Annotated in this window: 20 protein-coding genes and 2 pseudogenes; 15 read left to right on the top strand and 7 right to left on the bottom strand. The window is 53.1% G+C overall.

Annotated elements, in window-relative coordinates; translation table 11 throughout:
• Positions 1–157 precede the first annotated feature (157 nt).
• From XI25_RS31220 to XI25_RS31230, 3 genes are read left to right on the top strand one after another with little or no spacing between them, the layout of a single operon-like run.
• The gene (locus tag XI25_RS31220; RefSeq protein WP_152669099.1) at positions 158–691 is read left to right on the top strand and encodes a hypothetical protein; all 534 of its coding nucleotides are present in this window, start codon (positions 158–160) and stop codon (positions 689–691) included.
• A complete protein-coding gene (locus XI25_RS31225) occupies positions 663–1604 on the top strand; it encodes a PQQ-binding-like beta-propeller repeat protein (protein ID WP_052759526.1) in 942 nt (313 codons plus the stop codon). Before XI25_RS31220 ends, XI25_RS31225 begins: the two co-directional genes overlap by 29 nt.
• Positions 1532–2422: an outer membrane protein assembly factor BamB family protein gene (locus tag XI25_RS31230; protein WP_052759527.1), complete on the top strand. Its 891-nt coding sequence runs from the start codon at positions 1532–1534 to the stop codon at positions 2420–2422. Before XI25_RS31225 ends, XI25_RS31230 begins: the two co-directional genes overlap by 73 nt.
• A 101-nt stretch (positions 2423–2523) precedes the next feature.
• Here the strand turns inward: XI25_RS31230 and XI25_RS08580 are convergent, their stop codons facing one another.
• Complete coding sequence (locus tag XI25_RS08580; RefSeq protein WP_046678196.1) at positions 2524–3066, bottom strand: chromate transporter; 543 nt, start codon at positions 3064–3066, stop codon at positions 2524–2526.
• A pseudogene (locus XI25_RS08585) lies at positions 3063–3616 on the bottom strand (chromate transporter). The gene XI25_RS08580 and the pseudogene XI25_RS08585 overlap by 4 nt, the downstream one beginning before the upstream one ends.
• 420 nt (positions 3617–4036) lie before the next feature.
• Between XI25_RS08585 and XI25_RS08590 the strand changes: the two are divergent.
• The 4 genes from XI25_RS08590 to XI25_RS08605 all read left to right on the top strand — a co-directional run bounded on the left by XI25_RS08590 (position 4037) and on the right by XI25_RS08605 (position 10985).
• Positions 4037–7732 carry a family 10 glycosylhydrolase gene (locus tag XI25_RS08590; RefSeq protein ID WP_046678197.1) on the top strand — a complete coding sequence of 1232 codons (3696 nt, stop codon included), beginning with the start codon at positions 4037–4039 and terminating at the stop codon, positions 7730–7732.
• Positions 7733–7992: 260 nt separating this feature from the next.
• Positions 7993–8844: a hypothetical protein gene (locus XI25_RS08595; protein WP_235439793.1), complete on the top strand. Its 852-nt coding sequence runs from the start codon at positions 7993–7995 to the stop codon at positions 8842–8844.
• A 228-nt stretch (positions 8845–9072) separates the two neighbouring features.
• A complete protein-coding gene (locus XI25_RS08600) occupies positions 9073–9705 on the top strand; it encodes a TVP38/TMEM64 family protein (protein ID WP_046678198.1) in 633 nt (210 codons plus the stop codon).
• Positions 9706–9935: 230 nt separating this feature from the next.
• Complete coding sequence (locus XI25_RS08605) at positions 9936–10985, top strand: LacI family DNA-binding transcriptional regulator (RefSeq protein ID WP_046678199.1); 1050 nt, start codon at positions 9936–9938, stop codon at positions 10983–10985.
• A gap of 278 nt (positions 10986–11263) precedes the next feature.
• On the opposite strand, the gene XI25_RS08610 is transcribed toward XI25_RS08605, so the two are convergent.
• Entirely contained in the window at positions 11264–11452 is a 189-nt protein-coding gene (locus XI25_RS08610) for a hypothetical protein (RefSeq protein WP_046678200.1), read from the bottom strand.
• Between the two features lie 550 nt (positions 11453–12002).
• Between XI25_RS08610 and XI25_RS08615 the strand changes: the two genes are divergently transcribed.
• The 4 genes and pseudogenes from XI25_RS08615 (at position 12003) to XI25_RS36800 (ending at position 16771) form a co-directional block, all read left to right on the top strand.
• On the top strand, positions 12003–13178 hold the full coding sequence (locus XI25_RS08615; protein ID WP_046678201.1) for a Gfo/Idh/MocA family protein: 1176 nt from the start codon (positions 12003–12005) through the stop codon (positions 13176–13178).
• A 111-nt stretch (positions 13179–13289) separates the two neighbouring features.
• A complete protein-coding gene (locus XI25_RS08620) occupies positions 13290–14195 on the top strand; it encodes an ABC transporter permease (RefSeq protein WP_235439794.1) in 906 nt (301 codons plus the stop codon).
• Positions 14196–14208: 13 nt separating this feature from the next.
• Positions 14209–15093, top strand: coding sequence for a carbohydrate ABC transporter permease (locus XI25_RS08625; protein ID WP_046678202.1), 885 nt, complete (start codon positions 14209–14211; stop codon positions 15091–15093).
• A 50-nt stretch (positions 15094–15143) separates the two neighbouring features.
• Positions 15144–16771: pseudogene (locus tag XI25_RS36800) on the top strand (extracellular solute-binding protein).
• A gap of 213 nt (positions 16772–16984) precedes the next feature.
• Here XI25_RS36800 and XI25_RS08635 read toward each other — a convergent pair.
• Together XI25_RS08635 and XI25_RS08640 are read right to left on the bottom strand one after the other, a co-directional pair.
• Complete coding sequence (locus XI25_RS08635; protein WP_235439766.1) at positions 16985–18748, bottom strand: PH domain-containing protein; 1764 nt, start codon at positions 18746–18748, stop codon at positions 16985–16987.
• Positions 18738–19223 (bottom strand): PH domain-containing protein, encoded by a 486-nt coding sequence (locus XI25_RS08640; protein ID WP_046678204.1) that lies wholly within the window; start codon positions 19221–19223, stop codon positions 18738–18740. Before XI25_RS08640 ends, XI25_RS08635 begins: the two co-directional genes overlap by 11 nt.
• A gap of 197 nt (positions 19224–19420) precedes the next feature.
• Here XI25_RS08640 and XI25_RS08645 point away from each other — a divergent pair, with 197 nt between their 5' ends.
• The 4 genes from XI25_RS08645 (at position 19421) to XI25_RS08660 (ending at position 22810) form a co-directional block, all read left to right on the top strand.
• On the top strand, positions 19421–20380 hold the full coding sequence (locus XI25_RS08645) for a helix-turn-helix transcriptional regulator (protein ID WP_046678205.1): 960 nt from the start codon (positions 19421–19423) through the stop codon (positions 20378–20380).
• A 62-nt stretch (positions 20381–20442) separates the two neighbouring features.
• Positions 20443–20925 carry a GyrI-like domain-containing protein gene (locus tag XI25_RS08650; protein WP_046678206.1) on the top strand — a complete coding sequence of 161 codons (483 nt, stop codon included), beginning with the start codon at positions 20443–20445 and terminating at the stop codon, positions 20923–20925.
• A 209-nt stretch (positions 20926–21134) separates the two neighbouring features.
• The gene (locus tag XI25_RS08655; protein WP_046678207.1) at positions 21135–22025 is read left to right on the top strand and encodes an ATP-binding cassette domain-containing protein; all 891 of its coding nucleotides are present in this window, start codon (positions 21135–21137) and stop codon (positions 22023–22025) included.
• Positions 22022–22810 carry an ABC transporter permease gene (locus tag XI25_RS08660; RefSeq protein WP_046678208.1) on the top strand — a complete coding sequence of 263 codons (789 nt, stop codon included), beginning with the start codon at positions 22022–22024 and terminating at the stop codon, positions 22808–22810. The genes XI25_RS08655 and XI25_RS08660 overlap by 4 nt, the downstream gene beginning before the upstream one ends.
• 85 nt (positions 22811–22895) lie before the next feature.
• Here XI25_RS08660 and XI25_RS08665 read toward each other — a convergent pair whose 3' ends face one another.
• Together XI25_RS08665 and XI25_RS08670 are read right to left on the bottom strand one after the other, a co-directional pair.
• Entirely contained in the window at positions 22896–23696 is an 801-nt protein-coding gene (locus tag XI25_RS08665) for a TetR/AcrR family transcriptional regulator (RefSeq protein ID WP_046678209.1), read from the bottom strand.
• A gap of 293 nt (positions 23697–23989) precedes the next feature.
• A complete protein-coding gene (locus tag XI25_RS08670; RefSeq protein ID WP_046678210.1) occupies positions 23990–24898 on the bottom strand; it encodes a TIGR01777 family oxidoreductase in 909 nt (302 codons plus the stop codon).
• Positions 24899–25133 lie beyond the last annotated feature (235 nt).

Here is a 25133-nt window from a genome sequence, read left to right on the forward strand (position 1 = left end):
ATCCTTATATCGCAAGAAAAACTTCCGCAAAATGCGGTCTGTCTTCTGTGAAAATACGTCGACAGACGTTTTTTCTTATTGCAGGGTTTGCTGAAACTATCGCACCCTTAAAAGCGTCTATTCTGTAAGCGTTCTTAATCAGAAAGGGATGGTTCCATTGAAGTCCAAAATTTCTTGCGCGAAAGTGGTCATGTATGGTTGTATGACGGCAGCTGGTTTGGGCCTGCTGTTCAGTCCTGTCGCCCCGATCGCTCCGGCTTCGGCTGCGAAAGCGTCCGCACAGGATTCGGCTTATAGATATAAAGTCGGCGACCAGGTTGTTTTACGCTACCCGGCGGCCCTTTATCCCGAACCGTTGACGGCAGCGAACGGTCTGCGTTCCCTGCAGGTTCAATATTACGGAAAGAAAGGAGATTCCCATAAGGTTCACGCTGCAGCCGGGGAAATGGTCGCCCTGCAGACGATGAACCGCGGCATCATGTGGCTGCCGTCCTGGTATCTTTCCAAAGAGTCAAGCGCGGTCAAGGAAATAGCTCCTTCTTTCATCAAGCTCAAGACGAAAAAAAAACATTCACCTGACGCCTGGAAGTCTTCTGAAATGGCCCGGGACAAGTTCCGGGGCCGAGCTCACCGCGGTTGCACAATGGAAGGACTGGTACGGGGTGCTGGTGAGTCCGAAGGAATGGCATAAGGATTACATGATTTATGTGCCGGCTATGATGTGGGTGAAAGAAGCGGATATTGAATCCAAAGAGCCGATTCCGGACGGAATACTGGACGCGGATTCTTCCATGCCGACAGAGGTTGCGCGCGAGTTGACGTCCTATTTGCTGAAGCAGGGCGACAGCGCCCTCCCGATTCGGAAGCTGCTCGGCAAGCCTCATTATAAAGAAATATCGGCTAATTTACAGATGAAAGATCATGGCCCGCTCCAGCTTGGGGAAACGTGGAGATACGAGCGGCCTGGAGCCCAGTTCAGCGTTACCTTTTCCGCTGCAGGGAAGCTGAAGCGCACGCACTGGGTGCTGCCGTCGGCCGATGGCTATCAGGCAGACCGCAGCGGCGGCGATCATTACTCGTTCACTTATGATTTCGTCACTACCCCTTTGGCCCGAACCATAGCGGAAGAACCCGTATGGAGACATCAGGGGGAACTCGCTTATACGTATTTGATCGGGGCTAACGAGGATGTGCTCCTCCTGAAGGGAGATGACGGGGGATTCAGCGGCATGCACCATAATTCCTCGATCTACGCTCTCGACCGGGCAACCGGGAGGAAACTGTGGCAGCAGGATATGGGTTTCGGCGGATTTACAGCCAAAATGGATGGCGACCGGAATGCCGTCACCGTTTATTCAGGTTACAATCCCGATAAGAAGCAATATGAAGACCGGGTCCGCCACATCCGGCTTTCCGACGGAAAGTTGCTCTGGGAAGTGAAGCCTGCTAAACATAACGGCATCGCCATGTCGTCCGCCCGGCATTCCATTCTCTCTTCGACATCCCGGATTCGGCATCGGGAAAGGGAGCTTTGTCCGTTCTGGACAGTGAAACGGGAAAAGAACGGTGGAAAAAAGCGCTGCCCGGGGATTACCGCATACTGAACCATGGAACGGATGATCCGTACGTGCTGATCCAGCAAAACGGGGAGGTAAAGGCATATGATCCGGCCAACGGAAAAGTGGCATGGAGCTTTAAAGTGAAGGGGCCGCAGATGGAGGACCCGGCACGGGATCCGTACTATACGGGCGGTTACCGGAGCCTGCCGTTATCGCCGGCCGATGGGTCGGCAAGGTGGATGCTGCTGGGAAGGGAATGGAAGCTGGTCGATTTACAGAGCGGCAAGGCGAAAGCCGTGTATCCCGCGGCAAAGGGAGAACGCTTTGAGGTTTTGGATGACCGTTATCTTCTGGTTCATCGCGGAACTGGCGAAAAAGAAGAGGACTATTACGGGGCAAAGGCCTATGAAACCGTACTTTATGACGCAGTGGAGCAGCGAAAAGCGTGGACCCTGAAGGGGCGCGGAACCAAGGGGATCATGGATGGAGACACGATTTATATGGCGCTGAACGGCATCCCGGCCGCCGTCGATACGATGACGGGCAAAGTGCGTTGGGTTATGTCTACCTCATCCAAAACGAATGAGGATCTCTCCCATCTGGCTTCCAGCAGCTTCGCGGTTCTGGAACGTTACCTGCTGCTGGCTCATGGTCACGATCTGCTTGTCCTCGGCAAGGAGGACGGGAAGGTTCTCGGGCGTTTGCATGATGTTTACGCCGGCAGCGCGGAATTGCGCGAACTTGATGCGAGGAATGGATCACTGAATGCGGAAGCGGATGAATTGTATGCGGGTACCGCTAACGGCGCGTTCATCCGTTACGATGTGAAGGCGCTGGAAAAGCGGCTGGACGGGCTTGATTGATGGAGCCTTTAATCGAAGGATGGCAGGAGGGTGCCTCCAAAGGTCCAAAGACTTTTGGAGCCACCCTCCTTTCTAATCTTTAGAAAGCTTGCGAAAAGCCGTCACATGAAACGCGCCAGAACCAGACCGCCATACGCAAACGCGGCTAAAATGACGAGAGCCGGGTGGATCTTTCGGATATTCATGGCCCAGAATGCGACGGCAGCGATGCCGAGCGCCTGCAGCGCCCCGATGGATACGATGGAGCTTCTGCCCATTTGCCAGGTGAGCGTGAACATCATGATGGCGATAACCGGCTGCACCAGCAGGGTCATGCCTTTGACAACAGGGGAACTGCGGTATTTCTGCAGCAGCTTCAAGAGCAAAATGAGTGCTGCCGCGGATGGGACAATCGTAGCCAATAAGGCGGAAGTCATTCCGACCCAGCCCGAAACGCCGTATCCGACAAAGGCGGCGATTTTGGTTGCGATCGGTCCGGGAAGAGCATTGGCCAGTGCGAGCATATTGGAAAACTCGGGATCGGTCAGCCAGCCCTGATGGGTGACGACCTCCTCGTACATAAGCGGGATGGAGGCCGGGCCGCCGCCGTAGCCGAGGATGTTGGCGATGAAAAATCCGATGAACAGCTGGATCCATTCCATCATTCAGCACCCTCCCCGGATTTGCGCGTTTTTTTCATTTTGCCGACCAGCTTAAAATGAACCGCCCCGTACATCAGGAACAGAATGATGACGACCGCGGGATGAATATGTAGAGTCTCCAGCAGAAGAAAAGACAAAATAAAAAAAGCCGACGCCTGCATATATGCCTAGCCCTTTCACGGCTTTCTCCCCGAATTCGTAGGCCATGGTGCCGAGCATAACGGCAATGACGGGAGTGACGCCGGCGATCATGCCGGCTATGACTTTGGAGCTGCTTAGGATTTGAACGACCGAGAGCAGGGCAATCATGGCGATCGAAGTAGGCAGGATATGGGCGAAAACGGCGACGACCGCACCGAGGGTCTTTTTTTTGCCGGTATCCTAAATAAGCCGCCATTTTGGTGGCGATCGGACCGGGCAGCGCATTGGCCAAAGCCAGGGTTTCCCCGAATTCGTCGTTCGACAGCCACTTGTAGCGGTTGACCGCTTCATGGCGGATGAGCGGGATGACGGAAGGTCCTCCCCCATAACCAAGAATGCCTGTGCGCAGCATGGAAAGGGCCAGCTGCAGATACACATTTCCTTTGATGTTCAAAGCAAGGATCCTTTCTAAAAGCATGATCTGTTTAGAACCGGTTCAAAATATCCGGATTTTCGAACGAACCGTATTTTAAATATATAGAGGTTAGGTGATGTTTTCAATGTCAAGGATCCGCAGAGGTTCGGCGTCCGGTTCATACAGACGGGCTAAAATGCCATGGAAATCAGGTTCTTTGCCTCATGTTAAAATAAAATTTTAAAAAACTATTGAAAAATGAAATAAAATTTCAATATGATAGAGATATACATAATTTGCTTTGACTTCATAGATTCATTTCAAAGGGCTAGGGGGTGAAAACGGCATCTCTGTCAGACTGACAGCTCGTTCAGCAGTATTCGGCACCCATAACTTGAGTAGGGAGTGAATTCGTGAATGACAAGTAGACGGAAAACAAAGCGCGGCAAAGCGATCCTATCCTGGACAATGGCGCTATTGATGACTATGGGTACGACCTTGTCCGGTTGGGGCGGCTTGGCCTCGGCGGATTCGTCGGAGCCTCTGCCGGAACTTTCGCGGGATATGACGATAGAGGGACAAGCTGGAAATTACGAGGGAATCAAACCGGAGAACGCCTCGGCCCCGGATCATTCCGGAGAAGAAACGGCAGCGCCTTTAACGGCCTCGGCTTCGGAAGTGGTGGAGGAGTTTGAAGACCTGAACGGCATCGCAGTCTCAGCCGTAAGAGGCAAGGCGGAGCTGGGACTGGTCAGCCGTCCCGAAACGATTCATTACGGCCGCCATGCCGTGAAGCTGTCCTATGATTTTAGCAATAGCGAAATCGGTACTTCCGCGGCGTATGTCAATTTTAAGGATGCCGACGGATCAGCCGGAAGGAGCATTCCGGGCAAGCCGGCAAGCATGGGCGTCTGGGTATACGGAGACGGCGGCAATCACTGGCTTAGAGCCCAGGTGGAGGCGGCCGGCGCCAAAACGACGGTGGATCTGACAACCGCGGCGGGCCTCAGCTGGAATGGCTGGAAATACGTTGCGTTCAACCTGCCAGCCTCGCCGAACCACCCTATAAAGCTGCATCAAATTTATGTCGCGGAGCTGAAGGACACGAATAAAAACAGCGGCGCGGTTTATTTTGACCGGCTGACCGCTTTGTACGGCAACTCCAAGGCTTATGCGCTTGATCTCGTCGGCTTGACTCCGATGAAGGCGGGAGAATCGCAGCGCACGGCGGTTTACGCAACATATGCCGACATGACGGAGCCCGCGCTAATAACAGAAGGCGTGACCTTGACCAGCAGCAATGAGAACATTGCGACCGTAACCGGCGTCACCTACGATACCGTGCAAGCCGTCGCTCCCGGCGAGGTTACGATTATCGCCAATTTCGGAGATGCGCCGACGGCCGCTTTTAACTTGAAGGTAACGGGGGAAGAGGTAACGCCACAGGCACTGACCCTGTCCGGGCCTCTGCAATTGGAAAAGTCATTGACCGGAAAAATGAAAGCGTATGCAGAGTATGAAGGATATGAGCAGCCTCTTCCGCTGTTCGACGGAGTAAGTTATGCCAGCAACCATCCTGACATTGTCAGCGTCAGCGCCGATGGACAGCTTACCGCCGTAGCCAAGGGCTCGGCCGTAATAACCGTCACCTACAAGGGAGTAACGGCCGAACACACGATAACCGTCATAGATCCGGTACCTGTGCTGAAAAGCATTGAGCTGCAAGGGCTGACCGCCGTCAATGTCGGGGATTCGTTCGAGACGGTAGTCATGGCTACCTACACGTGGATGGACGAGCCGGTAAAGCTGAACGAAGGAGTTGTTTACGCAAGCAGCCGACCGGAAATCGCATCCGTTGATAAAACGGGGAAGGTGACGGGGTTGAAGGCGGGAGGAACGAGAATAACGGCTTCGCACGGAGGCAAGACAAGCTCCCTGTATATTACCGTGAATCAGCCGTCCGGCATGCCAAAGGCGGAAATGAGAGCGGCATGGATCGCGACGGTGGAAAACATCGATTGGCCGGTAAAAGGGGCTGATCCGGAGGCCCAGAAGTTGCAGTACATTAAGCTTCTTGACCAATTGGAAGACGCGGGGATGAACGCGGTGATCATGCAGATCAAACCGACTGCCGATGCTTTTTACCCGTCCGAGTACGGTCCATGGTCGGAGTGGCTGACGGGGGAACAGGGCAAGAATCCGGGATACAATCCGCTGGCATTCCTGATTGAGGAAACGCATAAGCGGAACATGGAATTCCATGCCTGGTTCAATCCGTACCGCGTGGCCATGAAGGACGACGTCAACCGTCTCGTGCCGGATCATCCAGCTAGACAGCATCCGGAATGGCTGGAATCCTACGGCGGCAAGCTGTATTTTAATCCGGGCGTGCCGGAGGCACAGAAGTTTATCCTGGACGGCGTTATGGAAGTCGTCAAAAATTATGATATCGATGCGGTTCATTTTGACGATTATTTCTATCCGTACCCTGTCACCGGCGTCGATTTTCCGGATGCCGATACGTATGCCCAATACGGAAACGGCATGAGCAAAGCGGATTGGCGCAGAAACAACGTAAACCAGTTCGTGAAGGCTGTAAGCGAAGCGATCAAGGCCGAAAAAAGCTACGTGAAATTCGGAATCAGCCCGTTCGGCATCTGGAGAAACAAGAGCGCGAGCGTACCGGAGGGTTCGGAAACGAACGGACTCAGCAGTTACGAGGCGATTTACGCCGACTCCAAAAAGTGGATCGAGGAGGAGTGGATCGATTACATTACTCCGCAAATCTACTGGTATCGAGGTTATGCGCCTGCGGCTTACGACAAGCTGATCGATTGGTGGAGCGGCGTTATCAAGGGCAAAAATGTTCAGCTGTACAGCGGCCAGGCCGTTTACCGGGTCGGTACCGTAGACAGCTGGCTGAATCCGGAGGAAATGCCGAACCAGATTTTGTACAACCGGAACTACGAAGAGGTAGCGGGAAGCATGTATTTCAGCGCCAAATGGTTTGCCGATAACCCGCTTGGATTTACGGACCGCCTGCGGGAAGATTTGTACCGCTATCCTGCGCTGGTACCGACGATGCCTTGGCTGGACAGCAAGGCCCCGGCCGCTCCGGTGGGGCTGAACGGGCATAGCGGTTTGGACGGCGTGAAGCTGAGCTGGAAGTCCAAGGATGACGAAACGTATTATGCGGTTTATCGTATAGAAGGAAATGCGGCTCCGGATATCCATAATCCAGCTTACATGCTGGGGAAGGTCCGCAAGCAGGACGGAGCGAATCCATCCTTCGTAGACCGCACCGCCGAGGAAGGCAAAAAGTATAAGTATGTCGTTACTGCGGTAGACCGGCTCCACAATGAGAGCGCGGCAAGCGGGCCGGCAACGGTTCATGTTAAAAACGGCGGGGGAAACAACTCGAACCCGGAGCCACCGGTGACGTCGCCAACGACACCGCCGTCAACCACACCGCCGTCAACCAAACCTCCGGTGACGACACCGCCTGCAGTGAAGCCGCCGGTTACACCGCCTTCGGTACCGCCAATCCATCTGCCGGATAAGCCGGTGTTCAAGGATATTGCCAACGTGGCCTGGGCCAAGGAAGCCATTGAGCAGCTGACGGCAAAGGGAGTTGTCAAGGGCACGGGAAACGGAATTTTCCAGCCGATGAAGCCGGTAACCCGGGCGGAATTCTTAACGATGCTGGTCAGAGCCTTCGATTTATCGGGAGGCAGCGTGCCTGCATCCATCAAAGATGTAAAAGCAACCGACTGGTATTATGAATCCATTGCCGCTGCGCTCGATGCAGGTCTGGCCCAAGGGACCGGAAGCAGCAAATTCGAACCGAACCGTCCGATTACGCGGGAGGAAATGGCGGTCATGGGAGCGAATGCTTTGAAGCTCGTAAAGAAATCGTCAGGGGATCATGCGAGCGATGCCCTGGCCGAGTTCAAGGACGAGAAAAGCATTGCTCCTTATGCCAAGTCTTCCGTTGCGCTGCTTGTCCAAGAGGGGATTCTGAATGGGACGGGCAAGGGACTGTTCGATCCGAAAGGAATCGCGAACCGGGCACAGGCTGCGGCCATCGTCTGGAATTTAATGAATGCCGGGTAACTTGAAAGCCATTTACGGCGAGGAATTATTAAGGTTATATCATGAAGCAAGACGCCTGCCCTTGCGGCAGGCGTTTTTTGTGTAGAGGGAATACACTTTTTCTGCCGAAGTTGGCAGTAGATCACGCATTCACCGGCAGAAGTGACAGCAATCATGCAACATAAAAAATTCTCCTTTTTAATAATATAAAGAGGATAATAACGCCATGTATCAGAATATACACTATGAAACCATACGAAGAGAGGGATACTCTATTGAATATGCAGACACTAGCGGAGAAAATGAGTGCCGGCGTGTTTTACGATCTTCTAAAACGTGACTTCTCGCAGGAAATGATTTCTGAATTAGAACAGATGAATGTAGTCCAAAAGGAAAACAAATTGAAAGACATATTAGCAGTACCGATAAATTTATCAAAGCAGAGGGTATTCGAATATCTTCAATTGTATTATTCAGCTTCTTGGCAGAATCTCTTCATCGAACTGGATATGCCCCGTGCTTTAAGTCTTTTTGAAGTTGGTGCAGGCGATGTTATTTACATTCCAAAGGCTTTAGACGCTTACTCCAAAAAAATGGGAGCATACGTGACCGCCAATCTCAACAGGGGACTGGCACAAAATTTTCAGGAGAAAACGAAAGGAATGGACATAAACATACAGGTTGTTGAGGACGACGCCGCTAATATTGGTCTATATTATCAAGAGTCTTCTTTTGACGTTGTCGCTTTTCATCACGCTATCAATGATATAATTCAGACCATTATCGCCCACCGTGAGGGCATTGATACAGTAAGTAATGATTGGTGGACAATAGAACCTCAAATGTTACAAGCCGTTATGGATTATCACAGAAAAAGCATTTTAAAAGATGCAGCGTATCATGAGTTCATAAAAATCATTGACATGAGTCATAAGCTGTTAAAAACAGGAGGCTACATGGTATTTGATAACATTACATATGCAGGATATGAAGAAATGGGTTATTCCTCCGAATTTCACAGCGACTATATACAACTGGCTAGAAGTTGGATTAGCGAAGCGAATCTGGGTTTAGAAGAGATTGAAGTCGAATCGTATGATAGACAATGGTGGATGATATTGAGAAAAGTGTGAATATGGTTTAAGTTTTTGCATCGCCATAGTTGCAATAAATAACCGCCTCATTGGGGCGGTCTTTTTCTCGTTAATGTGGCGGCTCGGTATGCCCTGTAACGTTCGGTTGGTGAAAAAGCCATCCTGCGATATGACAAGCAAAAAACGCCCTATAGGGAAGAATTTATAGTAAGATGATAATCGAAAGTCATTTCCAAAAAAAAATTCGTGAATCGCCAAGGAGCCCCCATGATCAAAAAGCTTGGCCTGGCGCTGCTGTACGCAGGCATGGCATACCTTATATACCGTTATGGCGATCCCATCCTGAACTGGATGCGGTCATCCGAACAGGTTGTTTTCGTAACGGTCCTGGCTGCATGTTTTGCCTTGTTCCCGGTCCTGCCCTATCCCGTTGTCGGCGGCGTTATTGGAGCGGCATACGGTCCGATTGCCGGAGGTCTCCTCACCTGGATCGGTTCGGTGACAGCATCCGTATTGATGTTTTTGTTCGTCCGATATGGCTACCGCGAATGGGGAGCCCGGCTTCTCTATTCTTATAAACGCTTGGCCCGGGCTACCGTATGGTTTGAGGCGCATGCCTTTTTGACGATTCTGTTTGCCCGCCTTATTCCGTTGGTGCCGTCTGTAGCCATCAACGTGTACTCTGCGCTGAGCCGCGTGTCTTTTGCGGTATACGTTCTGGCTTCTTCCCTGGGCAAAATACCGGCGATGCTGCTGTTCGCCTTGATTGGAGATCATCTGGCCGGCAAGCCGCGTGATCTGTTTTTTACCATCGGCGTTTACGGCCTGTTTTTGGCGGTAACGTTTCTGATTTACGGCCTATGGAAGCGGAAGAAGGCGGTACGCGAGGCGGTCTCATAGGACGGAATCGATATTTCAGAATATCGGGTGCAGGTGAAGCTAGCGACTAATCCATGAAATTTTCCATTTCGAGGAGATCCTGTCCCCGACATAAAAATGGGTCTTGCACTTTCAAGAGGTTGATCCCTGTGGTATGCTGATTTTCACATACTATCGCGTCAGTCAAAATCGAAAAAGGAACTCGCTTCCTATTTACATGAATGGATGTCGTACTTCCGGGGGAGGAGAGCATGGCCACACTAAAAGACATTGCAGAAAAAGTCGGAGTCTCAATTTCAACCGTATCGCGGGTCATTAATCAGGATGACAGCAGGCGCATCAGTGAAGAGACCAAACGAAAGATATGGCAAGCTGCCAAAGCGCTAAACTATCCTACGGTACATACGCCCAAACCGAAGATGCGTGGTCGTTCCAAGCACTCTCCAAAGACATTGCCCGTTCATACGGTCGGCTGTATTTTGTCGCTTCCTGACAACAAGTATAATCATCCTTATTTCTCGCCCATTATTCAGGGAATCGAAGCGAAGCTTCTGGAGGCGGGCGCTACGCTTTCTTTCCTGCATACGCAGGCCGAGCTGAAAAGCGAGACGCTGTTCGAATCCTTGCTTCAATCCCGTCGCCTTAGCGGAATTATTTGCGTGGAGGGGATGGACCACTCCCTGTACAAGTGGCTGAAAGAACGGGTGCCGAACATTGTCGGGATAGACGTCGCAGATCCGTCGATTCCGGTCATTTCTTATGATCGAATGAATGCGGCAAAGGTTGCGGTCGGCCATCTCATTCAGCTGGGACACCGCAAGATCGGATTTATTGGCGGTACGGGACTGTTCGGGCAGTTGGAGCGGGAGAAAAGATACCGCGGTTATCGGATTGCCCTGGAAGAATCGGGCCTGGAGTGGAATCCTTCCTGGACCATTGACGCAGGATGGGACGCAGACCGCAGTCATGCGGAGATGAAGCGGCTTATCGGCAGCGGAGACTGCCCGACGGCCATGTTCTGCGCGAGCGATATGATGGCGATCGCCGCGATGCGCGCGGCTGCGGAAGAGGGAGTCGCGGTACCTGAACAAATGGCGTTCGTCGGCATCGACAATATTGAATTTTCAAAGTACAGCTCACCGCCGTTATCTTCCATCCACATCCCGAAATACGAAATGGGATATGCCGCGGCCAAGGCATTGCTTGACGGATTGACCGATCCGTATCCGACTCCATTTCGCATGCTGCTGCCGTTTGAACTCGTCGTTCGGGAGTCGACGGGAGGGCAGGGAGCGTCCTGATTAGGGCGCTCCTTTGTTGTTGTTTTGGGACCAGGGCGTATGTGTTCGTTCGACGCATCCGGACCTTCAAGCAGATGGGAAAAGACAAAACGGAGAGGAATTGACGGGAGATGCGCTGAAAACCCGGGTTTGGGGGATACCGCATCCGGTTTCTCGGCCTTAAACTGCGCCATGCTTCTTCTTGAACTGTAAAGCTGTGACGCACTCCTTCATAGGCCGTAAGTCTATTGGCTTGCCCGGCTTAGAATGTTGTTTGTTCTACGCCCGCGAATTACGAATCACACACTATCATTCCCCCTGCGTCCTGCCGTCATAGCACCGCCGCCTATTGCCTGCCGATCACGGACTTCCGTACCCAGCGCACTGTGCGCCAATCCCCCGCGTCCTGCCACCATAGCACCGAACCCACCGCCGTTCGTCAATCCCCCCGTCCCGCCTCCAACGCATAACCCGTCACCATCCTCCATCCAGCGCGTCTCTTCCAAGCAGGCTAAAGAGCGAGCTCAGGAATTATAGAGTGCCAGATTACCTTCTTGCGCGAAGAATCAGGACAAACAAATAGGATTTGTGCATTGTATTTGCCCCAAATAATTTAGGTTTGGTTATTTTAATTTTTTCCTAAAAACGTGTTGACTTCATGAATACGACCGTAATATAATGGCGTCAGGTCGTTAGTTGATTATAAAAATGACCAAACATTCACGAATTATTTTCCATGCTGCGCATTTATTTTCCCCAAATCAACATTCCTTTTGTGCAAATTCATGATTTTTTCCGAACAACCATTACATTTTCGACGTCAAGAACATCTGAAGCTCAGTTATGATCTCTTGAATTCCGCTTTTGAATATCTGTCCCCGTAATGTCGTTAAACACTTGAGCGGAGATTATTTTTCCGCCAAAAAAAAGAAAGCGCTTACCATTTGTTTGATAAAGTCCGAGTTTATCGGACCGACACTTTGAAAGCGCTTCATCCATGATGCGTGCCACTAAATACATAGAGAGGAGAATGAGGAAATGAAGACCGGGAAACAAGTGAGAATCGGCATGATCGGTGCCAGGGGAAGAGGGGCCATCGCAAAATATTGGCATCAGCCCGAAGGGCGGTCCGTCGTCGTGGGGGCAGCCGACATTTATGCGGAGCGCCTTGAGGAATTCAAGAATAACATCAACCCGGACGCGTTCGTGACGACCGATTACCGGGAGCTCATCGCACGCGACGATATCGATGCCATCGCGGTAACCTCCCCGGATTTTTGTCACGAGGAACATGCGGTGGCGGCGCTGAAAGCGGGAAAGCATGTGTTCTGCGAGAAGCCGCTGGCGATTACGGTGGAAGGCTGCGACAACATCCTGAAAGCGTGGAAGGAATCCGGCAAGCATCTCATGGTCGGCTTCAATATGCGCTACATGAACATGTACCGCACGATGAAGGAAATCGTCGACTCGGGCGTCATCGGGGAAATCAAGGCGGTGTGGGTGAGGCATTTCGTAGGCTGGGGCGGTTATTTCTACTTTCATGACTGGCATGCGAATTCGAAGAACAGCACCGGCTTGCTGCTTCAGAAAGGCTCGCATGATATCGACATCATTCACTGGATCACAGGCCGCTATGCCACGAAGGTTAGCGGGTTCGGCGGCCTGGATTTCTTCGGCGGCGAGAAGCCGAATGACCTGACGTGTCCAGCGTGCGAGGAACGCGATACGTGTACGGAAGCGAGCCCGGGGCGTCTGATTGAATGTGCTTTCCGCGAAGAGGTGAATGTCGAGGACAACAATATGGTCCTTATGGAGTTGGAAGGAGGCATCAAGGCTTCCTATCTGCAGTGTCATTTTACGCCCGACTATCAGCGGAATTATACGTTCATCGGTACGGAAGGACGCATGGAAAACAGCGAGCTGGAGGACAAGGTATACGTCTGGACGCGCCGTTCCAACAGCGAGCGCGAGCTGGCGGATCGGGTGTATCAGATCAAAGAAGCGAAGGGCTCCCACGGCGGGGCGGATCCGAATATCTGCAAGGACTTCGTCGAGATGATTCTGGATGGCAAGGAGCCTGTAGCGACGCCGCTTGCAGGACGAATGAGCGTTGCGGTCGGCTGCGCGGCGACGCAGTCCATCCGCCAGGGCGGAGGCGTCGTGGCTGTGTCCCCGGTACCGAATTTGGCTGCCGAAGCGGTGGCGGAGGGTTGATGCGATGAGCAATCATGGTTCGAACAAAGAGCAAAGGAGGGAGAAGCGTTGGAATCGACAGACCTGACGCTGCACAGCTCCGGCAAAATTACCGTCGTCAAGCATACCAGAATGGAGCGAATCCGCAAGGGGCTGACGAAGAACTGGCAGCTTTATCTTCTCCTTCTTCCCGTCATTTTGTACTATATCGTATTTCACTACCTGCCGATGTACGGCATTCAAATCGCCTTCAAGGATTTCATGGCGAACAAGGGCATTTGGGACAGTCCTTGGGCCGGTTTAAAGCATTTCGAGCGCTTTTTCAACAGCTTCTATTTTGAGCGGCTGCTGACCAATACGGTGCTTATCAGCCTGTACACCCTGGCGCTCAGCTTCCCGATCCCGATTCTGCTCGCATTAATGCTGAACGAGGTTAAGGCGGAGCGGTTCAAGAAAATCGTACAGACGATAACCTACGCGCCGCATTTTTTGTCCGTCGTGGTCGTGGTCGGCATGCTGTTCATTTTTTTGAACCCGAGCACGGGCATCATTAATCATCTGATCGTCGCGTTCGGCGGGGAGCGGATCACGTTCATGACCTCGCCGGGCTGGTTCAAGACGCTGTATGTGCTGTCCGATGTATGGCAGACCATGGGGTGGAGCTCCATCATTTATTTGGCGGCGCTGTCCGGCGTCGACCAACAGCTTCACGAAGCCGCAACCATCGACGGCGCGAACAAGATCCAACGCATATGGCATATTAATCTGCCTACGATTGCGCCCACCATTGTCATCCTTCTCATTTTGAACCTGGGAAGCGTCATGTCCGTCGGTTTCGAGAAGGTGTTCCTCATGCAAAACTCGCTCAATATGAGCAGCTCGGACATCATTTCCACATATGTGTACCGCACCGGTATTTTGGATGCGCAGTACAGCTTCTCGGCTGCCGTCGGACTGTTCAACTCCGTAGTGAACTTTGCGCTTCTGATCCTCGTCAACTATATCGCGAGACGCGTCAACGAGACAAGCCTATGGTAAGGAGGGACGGTAGATGATCGATCGTTCGCTGGGAGACCGGATTTTTAACGTCGTCAATTACGCGCTGCTGACACTAGTTACCCTTGTCGTGCTGTATCCGCTGTTGTTTGTAGTAAGCGCTTCCGTCAGTAACCCGGAGTTTGTTCTTCGCGGGGAAATGTGGTTTATTCCGAAGGGCTTTAATCTCGATGCCTATGCGAAGATTTTCCAGAACAAAGACATTCTGCTCGGCTACGGCAATACCATCCTGTATACATTGATCGGAACGGCCATTAATGTCGTCTTGACGATATGCGCCGCCTATCCGCTATCCCGCCGCGATCTGACCGGACGCGGGCTTGTAACGGGACTCATCGTGTTTACGATGTTTTTCGGCGGCGGGCTTATTCCGACGTACTTGCTCATTAAAAACCTGAACATGCTGGATACGCTCTGGGTCATGGTCATACCCAACGCCGTATCCGTGTGGAACATTATCATTATGCGAACCTTCTTCCAGCAGTCGATTCCCGGGGAATTGCAGGAATCCGCTATGATTGACGGCTGTACCCACTTCCAGACGCTGCTGCGCATCGTACTGCCGTTATCCATGCCGATTATTGCAGTCATGGTGCTGTTTTATGCGGTTGGCCATTGGAACTCTTATTTCAATGCCTTGATTTATCTGACAACCAAGGAGAGATTTCCGCTGCAGCTCATTCTCCGCGAAATTCTGATTCAAAGCGATTCCGGCGAGTTCGTGAAGCTGACTTCCGAATCGGCGGTGAGAATGAAGATGAGCGTCGAAGGATTGAAATACGCCGTGCTCGTGGTGGCGAATTTGCCGATGCTCGTGTTGTACCCGTTCCTGCAGCGTTATTTTGTGAAGGGCATTATGATTGGCGCTTTGAAGGGATAACGGCAGCAGCCAACCTTTTTTGATCACGTCTATATAAGGGGGATAATGGAATGCGTCATGGAAAATGGTATACCGTATCGCTGAGCGTGCTGCTCGGCTTCTCACTGATCGCTTCAGCGTGCGGTGGAGGAGGAAGCGGGGAGGCAAGCGGAGGCAATCAGGATGAAAGGCTGGCCCGGATCAACAAGGAAGGCATGCCGATCGCCAAGGAGAATTTGCCGATGACGGCCTTTGCCGGGAAGTTCTATGCCTCATCCGATTGGAACAAACTCATGCTGTGGCAGGAGTACGAGAAAATGTCCAATATTCATGTCGAATGGGAAACCGTGCAGGTTGACAGCCTGAAGGAGAAACGGAACATCAAGCTGGCCGGCGGCGACTATCCGGAGATGTTTTTTGCTTCCGCGCTGCCGAAAACGGATTTAATCAAATACGGAAGCCAGGGGACGTTTCTGAAGCTTAACGATCTGATCGACCAATATGCGCCGAATTTCAAGAAGATCATGGACCAATATCCCATTGTGAAAAAGGGGATTACGATGCCGGACGGCAGCATTTACGGCCTGCCTACGGTGTTCGATCCCGAGTTCAAGTCGCTATTTTACGGGACGCCCTGGGTAAAGCAGGAGTGGCTCGACAATGTGGGCATGAAGGCGCCGACGACGCTGGATGAGTTATACAATGTGCTGAAAGCGTTTAAGGAGAAGGACCCGAACAAAAACGGCAAGCAGGACGAGATTCCATGGGGGTCGAGGGGCGTCAACATCATGATCAACTTCCTGCGCGGCTCCTTTGGACTTAGCAAGAACGGCATAGCCAATCCCAACGTGGATCTGGATCCTGCCACAGGCAAGCTTCGCTTCGTCCAAGCGACCGATGAATACAAGCGGCTGCTGGAATATGTCGCGAAGCTGTACAAGGACGGCCTGCTGGATAAAGAAACCTTTACGATGAAGGATACGGATATTACCTCCAAAGCGAGCGAAGGCTTATATGGCTTCCTTGACGGGGTTGACCCTAAAGCCGTCTATAACCAGGAGGGTTATGTAGCATGCCGGTTATTCAAGGAGAAAACGGGGAGAAGCTGTTGACGAATATCGGCTCGCCTTTGGGCAATATCGGCATGTTCGTCCTGACCGACAAAGCCCAAAATCCGGAGGCGGCTATCCGTTGGATAGACCACTTCTACGGCGACGAGGGCGCCAAAATGTTCTTTATGGGCTTCGAAGGCGTGACCTACGAAGTGAACGACAAGGGCGAATTCGAATATCTGGATTCCATTAAAAACAACAAGGACGGTTTGAATCTCGATCAGGCGATCAGCCAGTACCTCACCTGGCCGGGGGGCTATTACCCGGGCATCGTGAAGCAGAAGTTCTTCAAGGGGGCGGAGGGCTACCCATCCTCCGTGAAGAATGCGGAAGCCGCCGAGCCCTATTCCGTCAAGATGGAAGACGTTTGGCCGGCTTTCAACTTCACGCCCGAAGAGCAGGAAGAACTGACGACGATCCAGACGGATATCCAGACCTACATCGACGAGATGCGAGACAAGTTCGCTTCGGGCGCCGCTGGTTCCGACCAGTGGGACGCCTATGTGAAGCAGCTTGAACAGATGAACGTGAAGCGCTATCTGGAGCTGTACCAAGCTGCGTATGACCGGTATAAGAGCGAGAAATAGCCATGTGATTACTGAGCCGCAAAAACAGGAGAGCTGAACGAAAGGCAAGGTCTCCTCTACGGAACATAAAAACAGGCGAGCCGTCTGATTAAGACGAACTCGCCTGTTTTGTTTTAAGATATCGGAAAGTATAAACTTCGAAGCATGGACCTTCCTGATATCGCAAGAAAAACTTCCGCTAAAAGAGGTCTGTCTTCTGTGTCTTACCCGCGATCAGCCGCTTCTGGATCCGGAGGTTTCGGGAACCTCCGAAGCTGCCTCCTTGGAGCGGCGGAACCAGTGCCAGATGCCTTCCACGGCGGATTGCTCGATCGCGTAGATCTTCCCGTCATATTGGCTGGAGATCAGGCTGACCTCAAAAGACAGCAGTTGCCGCCGCCGCTGGCGCCGGGTGCCCGTCACCTTAAGGCTGACGATCTGGGGCCGGCGCACATACCGGGTATGCCGGGCCAACGTTCGGCTGCGCATCGTCAGCTGCTTGCCGCGAAGGGCAATCCCCGTATCCCTGTGCGTCAGGTACGACCACAACAGGGACAGCGGGAACAGCAATAGCGACCATAATCCCGGCGCTTTGAAGTACCAGATCACCGCTGCGCACACGACGGTTGTCACGACGGCTTCCATCCGCAGGTACAGCCACAGCGCTCTCCGCGGGGACCGGGTGTCCACTTGATCGGCACTGAACTGCGGAACGATGTTCCGCAGCAGCTCCCCGACCTCGTTTAAACGAATCATCGGATGCAGCACCAGGTTTTTGTCGGAATCCGAGGTAAGCACGTGCAGTTTTACTTCGCTGTAACCGAACGGCTGCCGCAGAATTCCCTCTTTGACCGATACGGCCTGAACCCGTTTAGGAGAAAAAAACATCTGCTTCCGTTCCAGCAGGCCGCAAGTGACGGCGATTTGTTTGCCGACCCGTTCCACGGTAAAACCCGCATATTTGATCGTGTACAGCACGCCCGATAAAAGCCAGGCCAGCAAAAGGGCGATCGCTGCCGCAGCGGCCCAACCGCCGGACATCAGATGGCCGGCTTCGCGGAACAGTTTGCCGTACAGATTTTTGGGCAGGATATCATCCGCGAAGGAGAATACGCCGGCCGCGAACGCAAGCGCCAGCGACAGATTGAACGAGGTCAGGGCCGCCAGCAGCAGGCGGCCTGCCGATAGGCGAAGCAGCACGGTGCGCTCTTCGGCCGGTGCAGCCGTACCGCCGTACGGTTCGTTGGCGGATTGCGCAGGTCCCGATGGAGCCCCGTGTCGGTTGGCGGCAGGAACGGCTTGAAGAGGGGATGATCCTCCCTGCCTTTGAATGGCGTGCCCGTCCTCTGCCTTCCCGTGAGGGAGCAGGGATTCATCCCCGGCAGGATGGATCGGACCCGGCTCTTTCACGGAGCCCATGGGTTCCGCTTCCGATATGGTATCCGCCCCAGGGAATGGTGCAGCCCTCAAAACGCTCTCTGCCATACGGCTATCTGAAGCACGATCGGTTGCAGCGTTGCTGTCGTGAGCCGCCGCCGTTCGCTCCCGCAGCCATTGCTGAAGTCGCCGAGCTTCCGAGCCCGACACGGCGGGAAGCTTGCCTCCTTCCTCGCTTTTTCCCGGCGTGTCGATCTTCACCTGGGTCAGGCCGAGAATACGCTGAAACAGGGGCTGTTCCATGTTCATGGAATGGATGCGTCCCGTATAGACCGACAGCTCCTCCCGAAACAACACCCCGCGCCGGATCACGATTTTGTTATCTTCCAGCACGTAAACAAAACGTTTCCATCGGAGCCATCCGTAAAAGAGCAGCAATGCGGCCACGCCGGCGGCGGCAGCCGCCATCCACAGCCAGGAAAAAGGTTTGGCTTCATCGCCTTTGAAGATCCGGAAAGCAAACAGAGCGGCGATCGGGAGCAGCGGTTTGATGATGCCGGCAAGCGGAAACAGGATGTATAACTTATGAAGACGATGCTCGATCGGCCGTTCACTCATCATGTTCCACCACTTTCGCAAGCTCCCCGATCTGCAGTTTGAGTTTTTCCGCTTCCTCCAGCTTCAGCGCTTTGATGACATGGGTTTTCGCAGCCGTAACGACCTTTATTTCGGCAAGTCCGTATTTCCTCAGCATGGGGCCGCTTTCGAGCTCCACATGCTGAATCCGGGTCATGGGAACCACGGTGTCATTAAGCCAGATCCACCCCGAGCGCAGTTCAAGTTCTTCGTCGGATACCTTGAAGCCGAACGTCCGATAGAACAGGCCGGGAGCGAACCAGGTGTACCAGATAAGGGAAAGAGCAAACAACCCAAGGGCGATCCAGCCGGGGAGAAGTGTCCAATCCTTGTATTCCGCCACAATGAGATAGGCTGCGGCGAGGGCCATGAGAACCGCATTGCCGATCAAGCTGGATATGCGGGATACCTGTATAATATCCGGGTGGCACTGGTGCATGCCCCTTAGTCGATGATTCATTTTTTTTATAATCCTCCTCATGTGTTTGCCTTGATGACCGTTTATATGTATGGTTGAAGCTTGCTGCCGACCTTACTATTTTAACACGATGGCTTGAATTCCGCGTAAAGACAACTTTAACAATGGCTTAACGTATTCCGTAAGCGTTTAGCTGGAGTTAAGATAGATGAAGAGACTAATATAGAAGGGCTGATCGAATGAAACTGGATCGTCTGCTTGCGATTACCGTGCTTCTGCTCAACCGGGGAAGAGTAAGCGCCAAAGAGCTTTCGGAGCGGTTCGAGGTCACGAGCAAAACCATATACCGCGACATGGACACCCTGAATCAGGCGGGCATTCCGATTATTGCCTACCAGGGGGTATCGGGCGGATTTGAGATCATGGAGTCCTTCATGATCGACAGGCACTGGCTGTCGGTGGAAGAAATGAGATCGCTCGTCACCGCCGTGAAAGGAATAAACAATGCCATGGGGGACATGGAAACGGAAGCCCTTCTCGAAAAGGTGAATAATCTCCTGCAAAAAGCGCTGCAAGGCCGTTCCGGAGAGGAGGGAGGCTTGCAGACGGAACGTTTGATCATGGATATGAACCCATGGGGCCAGCGGGAAGGCATCCGGGAAACCATCGGCATCCTGAAGCAGGCGATCCATGAAAAACAGTGTGCCGTGATCGGGTACATTTCGTCCGATTCCGTAAACCGCAGCAGGATGATTGAGCCGGCATCCCTTATTTTGAAGGGAAACGTGTGGTATGTTCAAGCGTACTGCAAACTCCGGCGGGAATTTCGGATCTTCCGGGTATCCCGTATTCAGCATATTGAATTGACGGACGAGGCATTCCTTCCGCGGCAGGCCCCTGAAATCGAGAGGCTGGATTGGAAAACGACCTGGTCGGACGGCTGCGAGACCGATATGGCGCTCCGGTTCGAGCCGGAGGCCCGGCAGAGGATCGCCGACGTTTTTCATCCCGACGAGATAAGAGAGTTTCCGGACGGATCCTTTCGGGTGAACGTTTCATTGAAGGCGGATGAGTGGTTTTACGGGATGATATTGAGCTTTGGCGGCAAGGTGATCGTCGAGAGTCCCCCATCCGTGGCCGAGGAAGTTGTCCGAAGGGCAAAAAAAATCATTGCCCGCTACGAAAACCAGGACATATAGGTGTCCACTTTTCCGGGTTAGTATAAGGTCATCACGGGTTTATGGAAAGGGGCTTTAGAGAAATGAATATGAAACGAGTACATAAAGAGGCCATACAGCTGATGGGGGTGGCCGCCCGGACCTCCAATCGTCATGAAGCCGGACCGGAAGGGAAAATTCCGGGGCTTTGGGGCAGCTTTTTTCAAAGCGGGCTTTTGCAAAACGACCGAGTCAACGGCGGGCTGATCTACGGTCTATATACGGATTACGAGACGGACGTAAACGGGGAGTACACCGTACTGCTTGGTTGCGAAAACATGGGCGGACCGGATTCCGGATTACCGTCGGAGTATGTCAGTCGTGAGGTGCCCGCTTCTGATTATCTGGTGTTCACCAGCGAACGAGGACCGGTGGGGTCGGTGGTCATTGAATTATGGCAGCAGGTATGGCAGTATTTTCAGAGCAGCGCGGAATCGAGAACCTATACCGGCGATTTTGAGCTGTATAAAGCGGAGGGATTCGATCCTTCGGACGCCGTAGTGGAGATTTATGTAGCGGTATCCTGAAATATCAGAGGCAAATAATCGAAAGGCCATGGACCTGCGGTCCGCGGCCTTTTTGCGTATGGGATAATGGCCGCACGATCAGGTTGTTCCCCATATTGACGGCGCCATTTGTTCCATTTTCCCGTTTTTCTTGTTTACAAACATTTGCGTAATGAATATACTGTATACATCATATACTGTATATTAAATAAACAAAAAGGAGGCGCGAGATGAACACGAAGGCCATTGAAGTGATTGGTCTGCGGAAGAGGCTCGGCAGCCAGGTCGTGCTGGACGGGATCAATCTGCAGGTGCCGCAAGGAACCGTTCATGCCCTGCTGGGCCCGAACGGCGCAGGCAAAACGACGCTGATCAGCATCTTGTCCACCTTGATCGCCCCTGACGAAGGAACCGTACGCGTGGCCGGCTATGATATCGCTGCGGACAAAAACATGGTGAAGCGATCGATCAGCCTTACCGGGCAATTCGCAGCCGTTGACGCAATGTTGACCGCTGAAGAAAACCTCCGCATGATTTGCAGGCTTTCGGGGCTCTCAGCGGTGCAGTCGCTCATCCGGACAGCCGAGTTGCTTCGGGATTTCGACCTGGAGGCAACCGCCCGAAAGCGGGTCAAAACATATTCGGGCGGCATGCGGCGCCGGCTTGACCTCGCTGTCAGCTTGGCGGTCGTCCGTCCGGTATTGTTTCTTGACGAGCCGACGACGGGACTGGACACGCGGAGCCGACGGGCGTTATGGAATATCATTCTGAAGCTCAAGGAGCAGGGCATCACCATCTTTCTGACGACTCAGTACTTGGAAGAAGCGGACCAGTTGGCCGACATGATCTCGGTGATATCGGAGGGGCGCATCGTTGCTTCGGGTACCGCTGCGGAATTGAAATCGAGGGTAGGCGGCGAGATGCTGGAGCTGCGTGATGCCAACGACGAGGTGTTTCAAAAAATACCCCTTCTCAGCAATGCGATTCAAAACGTCAGCAGAGCGTTGAAGGAATGGGAAGGCATCGTTCCGATAGAGACTCGGGTAAGCATCAGCCGGCCGTCGCTTGACGATGTGTTTCTGGCCCTGACGGCCAAGAAAAAGGAGGTAACCGATTCATGAGGCATCCCGCTGCATTATCCAAAGAACCTTCCTTCCTGGGAACGAACGCCGTCTTTATCGGCCGGAGCATTCGGCACAGCTTGCGGAACGTGGAAGCGTTGCTTATGGCCATCGTGCTGCCCGTCATGCTGATGCTGCTCTTCACTTATGTATTCGGAGGCGCGCTGGACCCGAGTGGAGGGTATGTGAATTATGTCGTTCCCGGCATCATTCTGCTGTGTGCCGGATTCGGAGCATCCAGCACGGCCGTGGACGTGGCAACCGATATGACAAACGGCATTATCGACCGATTCCGGACGATGCCCATCCGCAGCCAAAGCGTCATTGTGGGGCATGTTGCAGCCAGTCTGCTTCGCAACCTTCTTGCAACCGGCGTGGTCATCGGGATGGCCCTGCTCGTCGGATTCCGGCCGACTGCCGGCCCTTTGGAATGGATCGGGGCCATGGGCATCATTGCCCTGTTCATTTTGACGTTTACGTGGCTGTACGCGGCAATCGGCCTCGTAGCCAGCAGTCCTTCGGCCGCCAGTGGATATGGCTTCGCGCTCCTGTTTCTGCCCTATCTCTCCAGCGCTTTCGTTTCCACGGATACGATGCCGGGCTGGCTGCGGGGGATCGCCGACCATCAGCCGATCACGCCTGTGATTGAGACGATTCGCGGATTGCTAACCGGCGCCCCGATCCGGAACGAAGCCTGGCTGGCGGTCGGTTGGTGCATTTTTATCCTGCTGGGGGCATTGGCATGGAGCATCTGGTCGTTTCGTCGTAAAGCGGGACGGCGTTAAACGGCACAGACGGTTTTATAAAAACACAAAAACAGCAGCCTCGGGCTGCTGTTTTGCCGTCAAACCGGTGACCATAATCTGGTGACTATTTGCCTTTCTTGGTCTCCAAATAGTGCTCGATGCCGTCCAATATTCGTTCCGTACCGAAATCAAGGTCATCGGCAATCGGGCTTTCATTTCCATGCTCATTTTCGGTTTCGCCGACATAAGCTCCGGACATGATGAGCGGATGCAGGTCGGGAAAGCGTTCCGGCGAGACCAGTTGCTTAAGAGCAGATCCATACTCCAGCCCGTTGAAGGCTTCGGGACTGGCCCCTGCCTTTACGAAACGGTCCAAATCCCTCATCATCATGCCGGTCGATCGCGCGTAACTCGCCAAAAGAAGAACAATGGACATTTTTTCAAATTCATTGAGATCTAACCCGCGCATGGAACGAAGGGCCCAATCCACCATGCGAAGGTTGTTGGGCGTGATCGGAGCTCCGGAAATCGGAATGTCGCCGAACCAGGGATGTTCCACGTAGACCTGGATCGAGGCCCGCACGAATCCACGCAAGCCTTCGCGCCAATCCGATTCCTCCCCTTCCGGCGGAATCGTAATATGACCGACTGATTCTTGCATGAGGATCAGCAAATCATCTTTGCTGGGGATGTACCGATAGAGCGACATGGGAGTATAGCCCAAAGAAGCGGCAACCCGGGCCATGGAGACCGCGGGAAGCCCATCCCTGTCGGCGATGGCGACGGCAGCCTCGACGATTTGCGTAATGCTGAGCTCCCGCTTCGGTCCCCGTTGCGGCTCTTTGACCAAGCCCCAACTGATGGCTACTCCCGGAGGTAAGATTTTTGCTGCCGCTTCGAGATCCGGAGAATTATCCTTCAACATGTATTCATGTCTCCTAAAGTAAATTGAGGAACGGAGTGTCGCCTCATCTAACTGCGCACGAATATTTTGGCAAAAGCCCGCCAAAAAATGCGTATCCGATATACAGTATAGCATATTTCGCAATCTCCCGTAACGCCGGCCATGCGGGGATGGCTTCGGGGTGTGCCTATGTCTGCCGTTCATGAACCATATAACCGTATGGAAGTCCGGTGCGAAAAAAGAATGCGTCGACTCATCGGTATGACCTCTCCTAAAGTCAGCTTCCGGACGCGGAGCGGTTTTCGTTCTTTTTTTCAGCTGCCTTTCAATTGCTTAAGGGCTTCCGTCAATTGCGGATACCGGAACCGGAAGCCGTGTGCCTCCGCTTTGGTCGGAATGATCCGCTGCCCTTTCAGCAGGATAAGGGACAGCTCGCCAAGGACGGCCCGAAGCAGGAAGGAAGGAACGGGAAACCAGTACGGACGGCGAAAGACCTTCGAAACGGCACGTCCGAATTCATCGTTGGTCACCGCATCCGGCGAAGCCGCGTTCACAGGCCCGGAAATTTCCGGATGGGCAATGCAGTAATCGATCAGCGCGACGATATCCTCGATATGGATCCATGACATCCATTGCCGGCCGTTGCCGATTCTTCCGCCGAAGCCGAGCTTGTAAGGGAGCATCATCTTGGGAAAGGCCCCGCCCTTGTTACCGAGCACGACGCTGATGCGAAGCTTGACCAGCCTGTCCGCTTCAATCAGGTCGGCGGCATCCTCCCAGGCCTTGACCACCCCGGAGGGAAAATCCATCACGCGGACGGGACTGTTCTCGTCAAAGACCTCGTTTTCCGAGGTGCCGTAGACGCCAGCCGCAGAGGCCTGGACAACGACGGGCGGCTTTCGCTCCAAGCGGCGCATAAGACCGGCTACGGAAGCAACCGTTTTTTTCCGGGAGTATAGGATTCTTTCCTTTCCTGTCTGCGTCCAGCGCTGGCTGAGCGTGGAGCCGGCCAGGTTGACCAGGGCATCCAGATCCTCAAACAGATGGGGGCTGCGCTCCATGTCTTCCCAGGTCAGATAGGAAACCAGGTCTGATTGTTCATTCTGCTTATCCGGACGGGGTTTTGACCTCGTCACGATCAACAGACGATGACCTTCCTTTATCCAAAAGTTGCACAACGCTTGACCGATAAAGCCGGTCCCTCCGCAAACGGTTATTTTCACAACGCCTGGCCTCCTCTCGTTCATTCATGTATTCTGCTCTCATCATAGAGGATGAGGGGACGCTTAATCAAATGCCGAACCGCGAAAAAAATATCGTCCTATGTACCCGCGTTGCAATGCCAAGAATGAAACGATGTCACGAAAGAGACATAACTTCAGCCCTGAAATGTAAGCGCTGCAAAAAGAGTGCTTCCCGCCACCGGCCGCTTTTGGTAGGATATTCATAAATCAAGCA

This window comes from Paenibacillus sp. DMB20 (assembly GCF_000987955.1).
GTDB lineage: Bacteria > Bacillota > Bacilli > Paenibacillales > Paenibacillaceae > Paenibacillus_AQ.

Coding starts and splice junctions, on each gene's coding strand:
- XI25_RS08580 (WP_046678196.1), bottom strand. CDS start 3,066: ATGATGGAATGGATCCAGCTGTTCATCGGATTTTTCATCGCCAACATC.
- XI25_RS08590 (WP_046678197.1), top strand. CDS start 4,037: ATGACAAGTAGACGGAAAACAAAGCGCGGCAAAGCGATCCTATCCTGG.
- XI25_RS08595 (WP_235439793.1), top strand. CDS start 7,993: ATGCAGACACTAGCGGAGAAAATGAGTGCCGGCGTGTTTTACGATCTT.
- XI25_RS08600 (WP_046678198.1), top strand. CDS start 9,073: ATGATCAAAAAGCTTGGCCTGGCGCTGCTGTACGCAGGCATGGCATAC.
- XI25_RS08605 (WP_046678199.1), top strand. CDS start 9,936: ATGGCCACACTAAAAGACATTGCAGAAAAAGTCGGAGTCTCAATTTCA.
- XI25_RS08610 (WP_046678200.1), bottom strand. CDS start 11,452: ATGGAGGATGGTGACGGGTTATGCGTTGGAGGCGGGACGGGGGGATTG.
- XI25_RS08615 (WP_046678201.1), top strand. CDS start 12,003: ATGAAGACCGGGAAACAAGTGAGAATCGGCATGATCGGTGCCAGGGGA.
- XI25_RS08620 (WP_235439794.1), top strand. CDS start 13,290: ATGGAGCGAATCCGCAAGGGGCTGACGAAGAACTGGCAGCTTTATCTT.
- XI25_RS08625 (WP_046678202.1), top strand. CDS start 14,209: ATGATCGATCGTTCGCTGGGAGACCGGATTTTTAACGTCGTCAATTAC.
- XI25_RS08635 (WP_235439766.1), bottom strand. CDS start 18,748: ATGATGAGTGAACGGCCGATCGAGCATCGTCTTCATAAGTTATACATC.
- XI25_RS08640 (WP_046678204.1), bottom strand. CDS start 19,223: ATGAATCATCGACTAAGGGGCATGCACCAGTGCCACCCGGATATTATA.
- XI25_RS08645 (WP_046678205.1), top strand. CDS start 19,421: ATGAAACTGGATCGTCTGCTTGCGATTACCGTGCTTCTGCTCAACCGG.
- XI25_RS08650 (WP_046678206.1), top strand. CDS start 20,443: ATGAATATGAAACGAGTACATAAAGAGGCCATACAGCTGATGGGGGTG.
- XI25_RS08655 (WP_046678207.1), top strand. CDS start 21,135: ATGAACACGAAGGCCATTGAAGTGATTGGTCTGCGGAAGAGGCTCGGC.
- XI25_RS08660 (WP_046678208.1), top strand. CDS start 22,022: ATGAGGCATCCCGCTGCATTATCCAAAGAACCTTCCTTCCTGGGAACG.
- XI25_RS08665 (WP_046678209.1), bottom strand. CDS start 23,696: ATGTTGAAGGATAATTCTCCGGATCTCGAAGCGGCAGCAAAAATCTTA.